The organism is Mycobacterium sp., assembly GCF_035506235.1.
In the GTDB taxonomy this organism is placed as follows: domain Bacteria; phylum Actinomycetota; class Actinomycetes; order Mycobacteriales; family Mycobacteriaceae; genus Mycobacterium.
Window position 1 is genome coordinate 1 of the sequence record NZ_DATJPU010000222.1, and the last position, 6071, is coordinate 6071.

The window sequence follows — 6071 nt, forward strand, 5'->3', positions numbered from 1 at the left end:
CCGGCCAAGCCGACGGCCACCGCGGACCGACCAAGGCCGGCGATTGCTGCCTGCGCGAGGCCCTGTTCATCGCCGCCGACCACGCCCGCAAGGTCGACCCCACCCTGGCCGTCCGCTACCAGCGGCTCATGCTCGCCGGTAAGCACCACGATTCCGCGGTCTGCACGCTGGCTGCGGTCCTGCTCACCCGAATCGCCGCCTGTCTGCGCGCCGGCACCCACTACCTATTGCGCGACACCGACGGCCGCGTCATCACCGAAGCCCAAGGACGCGCCATCGTCGCCGAACGCTACACCGTGCCATCCGAGGTCCGTGCCGCCCGGCGCAAGGTCACCCCCCACAGACACCCACGACGCAACGAGCGGAACGAGCGTGCCAAGACAGGAGTCGCCACGCGCTCCAAGGCATCGCCCGTTCCGCAACCAGCATGAACCGCCCACCGCTTTCGTCGCAACACTTGACATCGGTTGAGAACTCAACCGGGTCGAGAACTCCCATCAGCCGACCAGGGTCCGGGAACGGGTGATGAAACGCTTCGCCTCGCCTGGGCAGGCGCAACGGTTCCTGTTTGCGTTCGGCAGCATCCGACAGCACTTTCGGCCCCGTCGTCATCTGATCAGTGCACCCCAATGGCGAACCGAGATGACCGCCAGCTTCGCGGTCTGGGACGAAGTCATTGCCACCGCAGCGGCATGAAAGACCGAGTAAGCCACTATATGTGACCACCGAACAAACTAACATCAACTGCGCCACAATCATTTTCAAGCAACTTGACGATGCCCCGTCGCGTGATCGTTGAGCCCGGTGTGTGGGGCTACCGAACGCAGGAACAGGTGATCATCGGCGGAGCTGGGACGCTCGTCGAGCACATAGCAGGCCAGCTTGCCCAGCAGCAAGGCCGGCAGTGGCAGCGTCAGCGGGTTGCCCGTCTTCTGCTGCACGAGGCCGATCGTGTGCCCACGCCAGTCGACATCACCCATCCGCAGCCTCACGATGTCACAGGCCCGCAATCCCGTCGATAATGCGAGCAAAGTGATCGCGGCGTCTCGCGCGCTGACCACCCCCGACGCACAGGCCCGAACAACCAGCTCCTCATCGGCATCCTCCAAGACGGGGACTATCGCGTGAAAACGTTTGATGCCCGCCAGATTCAGCGCATTGACCAGATCGGTGCGGCCGGTGAACTTGAGGAACGGACGAAAGTTCGACACCACCCAAAACAGCGACGACTTGGCCCACCGATCCAGTAGGGATTCCAAAAACGCCAGGACACTGGCGCCATCCGCACCGTCCAGCGCTGCGATACCGCGTCCTTCCAGGAACACCAGGTAGCTACGCGCCACCCGCCCGTAGGCCTCGCAGGTGGCCGGTGCCAGACCGCGGCGGCCCGTCTCGGCCTCCCAGGCAGCATCCAGCGCAACGAAGTCGCTGCCCTCGGGCCGTGGACCTCCGCCGCCGCGGCCACGAACCCCCAGGTCCACCCGGCCGGTCTGCACATACGAGTCGAACACCTCGACCAGACGCCGGTAATCGAACCGGCGCTGTGGGCTGAACCGACCGGTGCGCACACTGGTCGTCATCGAGGCGAACTCCGCACCCAGACTGGTGGAATACTCACGCCCCGAGGCGAACCCAGTAAGCGCCTTGATCGTCTTCGCGTACTGACCAACTGTCGATTCCATGTAGCCGGCCGCGCGCAACTCCGCCACGACAACCGCGCCGATCCCACTGACCGTCGTATCCATGACCGTCTCCTTCCACAGACGTAGAGATACGACGGACGCTAACCACCACCCGAAACGTTAAGCCGAGAAATCCACCAGCAACTCCGACGAGCGCAGGCCATCTCCGCAGATCCTCGGCTTAACGCAAACCCCGGCATAATCGGCGTTAAGCCGGGTCCGGCTTAATACGGACGCGGGAAGCCAGTACACCGCAATACATTACAGCGAGACACTGATGCTCGAAGGACTGATCCCATCGATCGGCACCGTCGGCGACGCCCTGGACAACGGGCTCTGCGAAACCACGATCGGGCTGTATAAGACCGAGTGCGTACGCGAGGGTTCCCCGTTCCGTACCGGGCCCATCCGCACACTCGCCGACCTGGAGAACATGACCTCGGCGTGGGTGGCCTGGTACAACGAACACAGGCTCATGCACCGGCTCGGGCGTCGCCCGCCCACAGAAGCCGAGGCCGAATACTACGCGCGGCTGCAAGCCGGCAACCCCATCGGCCGTTCGTAGGCACCCCGCGGCGGCGGGGTGCGCCACCGAATGCCGATGCGGCACGGCAGACTCAGGTCTCGTGGCGGAGTTGTTGATCGCGGTCAACCCGGACGAAGACTCCCGGCTGCCGTTGCTGCTGCGGGTTCCGCTCGCTGGCGGTGACCTGCTGTTCCGCACGTCGGGGACCTGGCCACGGGAGAAGGCTTTGTTCGCCTACCCGGTACCGCTGGACGAATGGCCCGACGATCCGGTGATCGTCGAACAAGTGCGGTTGCGGTCGTGTCGTCGGCGCGGCGCGGCGATCGACGTGATCGCCGACCGGTCCCGGCACAACCGCTCCCAGCTCGTGTTCACCCAGGCTCGGGGCCGCGACGTGGTGTTTTGGCAGTCGCCGCGCACCCGCAAACAGGCGCGCCCAAACGTGCGCACCCCGACCGCTCGCGCCCATGGCATCGAGGAGTTGCAGATCGTGGTCGACAGCCACGAGCAATACGCCTACCGGTTCGCAACCCAGCAGGTCACCACGGTGAAGCGGGCGTTGCCGTGCGGGGACTACGGGATTGTCATAGATGGCCGGCTAATCGCCAGCGTGGAGCGCAAGTCGCTGGTCGATCTGGTCGCCAGCCTCACCGGCGGGAAGCTGCGTTACCAGGTCGGCGACTTGGCCGCGCTCCCACGTGCGGCGGTGGTGATTGAGGACCGTTACTCGCAGCTGTTCAAGCTCGACCGCGTCCGGCCCGCGGTGGTCGCCGACGGGCTCGCCGAAGTGCAGATCCGCTGGCCGAACGTGCCCGTCGTGTTCTGCGAGACTCGCCAACTCGCCGAGGAATGGACCTACCGGTTTCTCGCCGCAGCCCACGCCTGGGCGATCACCGAACATGCTGCTCTGCAACGTATCTCACCGATCACCGTCGACATTACCGAACTCGATGAGGCACCCGCAACGCCGACACCGCCCACTGCGCAGGTTCGCGCCTGGGCCCGAGGCGCTGGGTTCCCGGTGCCTGATCGCGGGAGGCTACGCCCCGAGATCTGGGCCGCCTGGCACGACGCCAACCCACCAAACCGAACCTAAGCGCCACCGCCCCGTACTAGGCTCCTACCACCAGATCGGGAAGCACACCGGTCACACGAAATGAGGTGTGCATCAAACCCGGGATGCCTCAGAGGGGAGGTCTCGCGAGGTCCCTTGGTGTGGTGGAGTGGTCTGCCGGGGTGGTCTTGGTGGCGGGGATGGTCGCAGTGCCAAGCCACCCAGTACCGGGGTGGTCGACCAGGCGGGGAGCGCCTTTGTGTAGAGCCCAGTGCCCCTTTGTAGGGCCCCAGCGTTGTTGGCGTGATCGCCTTGATTACGCAGTCGCCTGCGCCAGTACCTCAGGCCCTCTTTGGAGGGGTGGCCTCGAATCGCGTGGCCTCATTGGTCCAGTGATGTGGGTCGGCCTGCGGTTGGGTCCGGCGCTTCTGTGAAGTACGGCCTGGTTACCGCGGTGCTATCAGGGTGGCGGCAATGGCTCGGAGGCCGCGGCGTCCAAGACGGTCACATCGGTGTCCACGACTGCCTGACTACCGTGCAGATCCTCGAACTATCTTCTGCCCAAACAACTTTCGATGCGATGGCCGGGGGATGATCGGCGCACCGGCCACGCTCCGCTTGGTCGGGCTGGAGGCACAACATCGACATTTCACCTCACAGAAACCACCGACCAGGCTCGCCTACTACCCAAAACAGCCTGAAAACTCAAGACAACTGTCGAAGTTCTAGCGACCGAGGATCGCTAGTTCACACCCGCGACAGGCTGGTCACCAGGGGCAGGCGTCGCCGGCCCCAGTGTCCGGCCGGGCCGTCGTAGACACCGGGCAACCGATAGCCGCACCCCCGGCAGCAGCCGTCGTCGGTCAGACCGTAATGGCGCATCGCATACCAGTCGCGAACCACAACCGCCGATCCGCATCCGGGACACCGCGTGCTGCCGCCCTCGGCGTCGTGGACGTTGCCGGTGTAGACGAACCGCAGGCCCTCGCGCAGGCCGATGCGGCGGGCGCGCGTCAACGTGGCAGGCGGTGTCGGCGGTGTGTCCAGCATCTTGTAATCGGGATGGAATGCGGTGAAGTGCACCGGCACATCGACGCCGAGGTGCTCCCGGATCCACGCGCATTCGGCGGCGATCTCGGCGTCGCTGTCGTTGCGTCCCGGAATGAGCAGGGTGGTGATCTCCAGCCACACGTCGGTCTCGTGCCGCAGGTAGAGCAGGGTGTCCAGCACGTCGTGCAGACGCCCGACGCAGACCTTGCGGTAGAAGTCCTCGGTGAACGCCTTCAGGTCGACGTTGGCAGCATCAATGTGCCGATAGAACTCCGCGCGCGGGTTAGGACACATATATCCGGCCGTCACCGCGATCGCTTTGATTCCCCGGTCGTGGCACGCGTCGGCGACATCGGCGGCGTACTCCCAGAAGATCGTCGGATCGTTGTAGGTGAATTCCACACTGCGACAACCCAATTCGTCAGCGGCGCGGGCGATGTCGTCGGGGGTGGCCCGGCTGGCCAGGGTATCGACCTCGCGAGACTTAGAGATATCCCAGTTCTGGCAAAACTTGCAGGCGAGGTTGCACCCCGCAGTGCCGAACGACAGCACCGCCGAACCCGGCAAGAAGTGGTTGAGCGGCTTCTTTTCCACCGGGTCGACGCAGAACCCGCTCGACCTCCCGTAGCTGCTGAGCTTCACCTGATCGTCGATCCGGCAGCGGACAAAGCACAGGCCGCGCTGGCCCTCGTGCAGCTTGCATGCGCGCGGACAGACGTCGCACTGAATCCGGCCGTCGTCGAGGCGATGCCAGTGTTTCGTCGCGATGGTGAACCGGTCGTCTTCGGGAACGAGTGGGGTCATGGTGTGCTCTCGGCGCCAGGTTACGCCCCGCGCAGTCGGCTCAACACCTGCTGGTGGAGTAGGCCGTTGGTGGCCACGGCGCTGCCGCCGTGCGGGCCGGCGGTGCCGTCCCGGCTGGTGAACGCCCCACCCGCCTCGCGCACCAGGATGTCGAGGGCCGCGAGATCCCATACCGATACCTGCGGCTCGGCGGCGATGTCGGCCGCGCCCTCGGCCACCAGGCAATAGGGCAGGAAGTCGCCGTAGGCGCGCACCCGCCATACCGCGTCGGTCAGCTCGAGGAAGCGTTCGCGCAAGCCCCGCTGTGCCCATCCGGACAGGCTGGAGAACGAGAGGCTCGCCGAATTCAGCTCCGCCACCGTGGACACCGGCAATCGAGGTGGCGCGGAGCCGTCGACCGCCGCAAAGGCGCCTGCACCGCGGGCTGCCCACCATCGCCGCAGCAGCGCGGGCGCACTGGTCACCCCGACGATCGTGTGCGGATGCAGGTGCGGTCGCAGTGCGGGTATGCCGTACCGGTTTGTCTCCGAGCGCAACCAGCATCAAGGTGCTGACGGCCACCGCCGTGTCGATGATTGCGGGAAAATCCACGCCGTTGCGGAGCCGTACCCGATGACTCGCATCAGATCGCGCAGCGCCAGGAAACTCACGGCGAATGCGCCTGCGCCGATGGCGGCAACAGCGCTGACGCCGCGGTGCTGCGTGAGCCGGCTGGCGAGGTCGAGCGGCTCGGGTAGCCGCGGGCGCGGTGCGCCGGGGTGTCGCCGCTGGCCCCTGGCACCCGATGAAGGGTAGAAAGGCCCTAGCCTGGATTGTTCGTGAAACTCGCTGTGACACGAGCTTGAGTTAGCGAAAGTGCCTGTCCTGCAAGGGATAATGAGACTTCCTTAGGGTCCATGATTCCGAGCGGAGAGGCACTTTCCAGGTGAAGAGTAGCGCAGCGGTTTCGCAGGTG

General features: G+C 65.5%; 3 protein-coding genes and 4 pseudogenes. 4 read left to right on the forward strand and 3 right to left on the reverse strand.

What is annotated here, in order from left to right; genetic code table 11:
• Positions 1-431: pseudogene (locus VMD50_RS20545) on the forward strand (IS110 family RNA-guided transposase); the annotation flags it as partial.
• A 46-nt stretch (positions 432-477) separates the two neighbouring features.
• A pseudogene (locus tag VMD50_RS20550) lies at positions 478-696 on the forward strand (IS6 family transposase); the annotation flags it as partial.
• Positions 697-761: 65 nt separating this feature from the next.
• Here VMD50_RS20550 and VMD50_RS20555 read toward each other — a convergent pair.
• Positions 762-1745, reverse strand: coding sequence for a tyrosine-type recombinase/integrase (locus tag VMD50_RS20555; RefSeq protein WP_325430184.1), 984 nt, complete (start codon positions 1743-1745; stop codon positions 762-764).
• 163 nt (positions 1746-1908) lie between these two features.
• Here VMD50_RS20555 and VMD50_RS20560 point away from each other — a divergent pair.
• Positions 1909-2247: pseudogene (locus tag VMD50_RS20560) on the forward strand (integrase core domain-containing protein); the annotation flags it as partial.
• Between the two features lie 61 nt (positions 2248-2308).
• Positions 2309-3304, forward strand: coding sequence for an ERCC4 domain-containing protein (locus tag VMD50_RS20565; RefSeq protein WP_325430186.1), 996 nt, complete (start codon positions 2309-2311; stop codon positions 3302-3304).
• 705 nt (positions 3305-4009) lie between these two features.
• On the opposite strand, the gene amrS is transcribed toward VMD50_RS20565, so the two are convergent.
• Together amrS and VMD50_RS20575 are read right to left on the reverse strand one after the other, a co-directional pair.
• Positions 4010-5116, reverse strand: coding sequence for an AmmeMemoRadiSam system radical SAM enzyme (amrS, locus tag VMD50_RS20570; RefSeq protein ID WP_325430188.1), 1107 nt, complete (start codon positions 5114-5116; stop codon positions 4010-4012).
• A 20-nt stretch (positions 5117-5136) separates the two neighbouring features.
• Positions 5137-5586: pseudogene (locus VMD50_RS20575) on the reverse strand (inositol monophosphatase family protein); the annotation flags it as partial.
• Between the last annotated feature and the right edge of the window lie 485 nt (positions 5587-6071).

Excerpts from the sequence above, each read along its gene's own strand:
- VMD50_RS20555 (WP_325430184.1), bottom strand. The coding sequence starts at position 1,745 with ATGGATACGACGGTCAGTGGGATCGGCGCGGTTGTCGTGGCGGAGTTG.
- amrS (WP_325430188.1), bottom strand. The coding sequence starts at position 5,116 with ATGACCCCACTCGTTCCCGAAGACGACCGGTTCACCATCGCGACGAAA.